3 protein-coding genes are annotated in these 3,163 nt (G+C 43.8%); all 3 read right to left on the reverse strand.

What is annotated here, in order from left to right; all coding sequences use genetic code 11:
• Positions 1-332: 332 nt before the first annotated feature.
• The gene (locus IQ260_RS29125; RefSeq protein ID WP_228016539.1) at positions 333-1,064 is read right to left on the reverse strand and encodes an LOG family protein; all 732 of its coding nucleotides are present in this window, start codon (positions 1,062-1,064) and stop codon (positions 333-335) included.
• Positions 1,065-1,088: 24 nt separating this feature from the next.
• The gene (locus tag IQ260_RS29130; protein ID WP_193996560.1) at positions 1,089-2,225 is read right to left on the reverse strand and encodes a hypothetical protein; all 1,137 of its coding nucleotides are present in this window, start codon (positions 2,223-2,225) and stop codon (positions 1,089-1,091) included.
• Between the two features lie 99 nt (positions 2,226-2,324).
• Positions 2,325-2,792 (reverse strand): Hsp20/alpha crystallin family protein, encoded by a 468-nt coding sequence (locus IQ260_RS29135; protein WP_193996561.1) that lies wholly within the window; start codon positions 2,790-2,792, stop codon positions 2,325-2,327.
• Positions 2,793-3,163 lie beyond the last annotated feature (371 nt).

The following is a 3,163-nucleotide window of genomic DNA, read 5'->3' on the forward strand; positions in this document are numbered from 1 at the left end:
CTTAATAGCAGTGGGATATCATCGACGCGTTCGTTACTGATCAACTGGGCCATTGCTTGGCTGGGATACGATTTTGGGCATTATTACGCTATTCGCTATTCTCCTATATTTTCTAGCGAACCGTGAGAGCTAGCTTTAGAATGTCCCAAATGTAAAAAGCAGGGATTGGTTAGGCGACATAGTGAAAGTGACATTTTTGAATGTGTATATTGTCACCATGAAGAAGACCTGACTAAATCTGATGGCAACTTGCCTGGTTTTATGTTTACAGCTCTGATGGCTGTTTTGGTGACCCTGCTACTGCTTGGTATGTAGAGGTTGTCTGGGACGGTCTAGGCTTCAGATTTTAGCTGTTGCCAGTGGTGGTGCGAGGTTTTTAGAATTGCGATCGCATCTTCATACCTATTGACACAATGGGGGATAGTAATATCTGCTGGATCAATCATCGGTGTTGTGCCGTTCAGCATATGGGCTTCTGCCCAATCCATGAGTCCCTGCCACATGGATCCCACCAGAATAAAAGGCGTTTGATCTAGCTTTCGAACTTGGAGTAGCTGCCAAATCATAAGAGCTTCCAGTGTTGTGCCAATCCCACCTGGCATGACTATGAAAGCGTCTGACATTAAGACGAAATGATGTAGTCGAGAGAAAAAAGTACGATGGCAGTAGGCTTCTTCCACAAATGGATTGGTTACCTGTTCTTGCTTTAAATCAACGCGAATTCCAATCGATTTTACCTGGTCATCTGGGTCAGCCATTACACTCCCCTCATTGGCTGCCTGCATAAGACCCGGTCCACCGCCTGTGACAATATCACAGCCCATCAAGGATAATTCACCTGCCAGCTGCTTGACGACTTCATATAGGTCACTGCCTGATGCCATTCGGGCTGAACCAAAAATAGTGACGCGATATCTGGCTCGTTTTGGCGGACGCAGAGCGGTTAAATTGTTAACGACTTCCCAAAGTCCTAAGATCGATTTTTCGACGACTTCAAAAACAGCATTGTTGTCTGTTTCTATGGCTGTTGGTAAGCTCCTAAAATTTTTTGAGTCAGCCATCATATATCTCCATCGGCAACTCTGTTATTATGCCCAAATATCCTCCATTTCCGGTATTTCTAATGCATTAAGTTGTTCATTATCAGATGTTCCGTTGTTTAGAATAGTCTGTTTTAAGGGTGGATGTTTGGCAAGGGACTCAACAGAATTAATGGAATTTGCACGATCATGATCGTCGGTTGAATAACGCTTGACCTCATCATCGCTATCCAGCACTGGGTTGTTTAACTTGGTTTTTGTGACTTTCCATGCGGTCTGTGCGCCTAGTTTTCCCACCTTCATGAAAGTCCATGTGCCACGTTGGTAGGTTTTGTCTTTGCCGTGGCATTTGGGTCTAACTCCGATCAGCTGCTCGATTTCATCGGTGGTTAGTAGCCATTGTGCAGTTGCTGCTCGTTCTAGCACATCCATATACCAAAGTGGATTTGGGGAGGTGCGCTGATTACTAAGCGTTTGATTGAGTTGGTATAGTGCCTGTGACATTTTGTGAATAGCATTAGTAAGCTGCTGCATGTTTAGAGGCAATGCAGTTGTTGCAGAAGAACTAGCGGTGGTCTCCTGGTTTAAACCACTTGTCGGTGATTCGGCTTCAGAATTGGGTGGCAGTGCTTCAACCTCAGAAGCAGCAGTACTGTCATGTGTCTTGAAAGGTGTATTGAGAGCTTCCTTCTTCAACTTAGGCTGGAAATCGTGAGCTTCGATCCATGCTTGATTCAGTTCGGTTGCCAGGTTTTCTAGGTAAGTTGCTGAGGCATCGGAATCTTGCTGTCTAAGCTGCTGAGCGGCTTGTTTCATTGCGTGGACCAACCCTGGTCCGATCAAGTTACTATGCTCGGCTAATAGTTTTTTTCTGGTATCTTCTGAGCCCTCTAAAAGAGACTGAATTAAAGCCAAATATGCCTGAGATAGATCATCATTCGACTGAGTTGGCTGTTTCTCTTTAACTAAAATGTGATGCAACTTTGCAGCCCAATTGTGCAAGAAAATAGCAGCCTGACGATTGCCCTTATGCAAAAGTTGTGATGCAACCTGTTCCATGACCTGGATTAATTCGGCATCGACTAAATCTTCATGCTGCTTTAGACAGATCCATTCTTCACCGTTGGGACAAGCTAATAATTCTTGAATAAGTTTTAGATAAGCGTTGAGATGCTGCTGCTTCATATGAAATACTTCCTAATGCTTGTATTGCTTTACAGTACGGTATGTTGAGATGGCATCGGCTGGATATGTAGATGCCAGCCGATGGGAAAGTTGAGTTGCTTACTCAACAGCTTTGATTTTTACGGTTTTAGTGGTTTGACCCTCTGATTTTGGGAGCACTAAACGCAGAATACCGTGACTATACTCGGCTGAAACATCGTCCTTGACAATATGGCTGGGTAGAGGGACAACCCGCTCAAACTTGCCATACTGAAACTCAGATCGGGTAATATTATCCTCTTCTGTTTTAGTCTCGGACTTACGCTCACCACGAATGACAACAGCTGAATCAGTGACCTCAATGCTAAGATCATTAGCTGTCATGCCAGGAACTTCAAATTTAAGATGGATTTCAGCATCGGTTTCATCCATCTCAGCTGATGGCATAAAGGTAAAGCTGCCATCAGCTTGAAGTCTGGGAGTAAACTGGTTGAACAACTTATCCAGTTCTTTTCTCAGTGTTTCCATTTCACTAAATGGTTCCCACTGTTCAATTTGCCGGAAGGGTTGCCAGTGTCTGAGTGTCATGGTAAAACCTCTGCAAAACAGTTTTAGATAGCCAGATGTAAATGACTACAGTTGTGCAGCCTACAGCTCAACTACATTTTCATCGTAGAAGTAAAAGTTGAGGAAAATGTGGGGAGTTTGAGGGGCGGAATCACATTGCTAGAAGCTCTTACAGAGTAGTGGCTATTTCCTTCACAAGTTTCTCAACTTATTTTGATGTACTGAGTATCAATACTCCGGACAGAATTAGGAGACTAGCACCCCATAGTCACAAAGACTTGGAAAGTTGGGATGTGATTTAATCAAAGTCTCGTCTAAGTCTAAGTTTCGAATAAACCTGTCAATCAGATGCTGATTGAGTTTGCGACGTTTGTAGGAGGCCATGGAAAAGA

Source organism: Leptolyngbya cf. ectocarpi LEGE 11479, from assembly GCF_015207065.1.
GTDB lineage: Bacteria > Cyanobacteriota > Cyanobacteriia > Phormidesmidales > Phormidesmidaceae > Leptothoe > Leptothoe ectocarpi.

Excerpts from the sequence above, each read along its gene's own strand:
- IQ260_RS29125 (WP_228016539.1), bottom strand. The coding sequence starts at position 1,064 with ATGATGGCTGACTCAAAAAATTTTAGGAGCTTACCAACAGCCATAGAA.
- IQ260_RS29135 (WP_193996561.1), bottom strand. The coding sequence starts at position 2,792 with ATGACACTCAGACACTGGCAACCCTTCCGGCAAATTGAACAGTGGGAA.
- IQ260_RS29130 (WP_193996560.1), bottom strand. The coding sequence starts at position 2,225 with ATGAAGCAGCAGCATCTCAACGCTTATCTAAAACTTATTCAAGAATTA.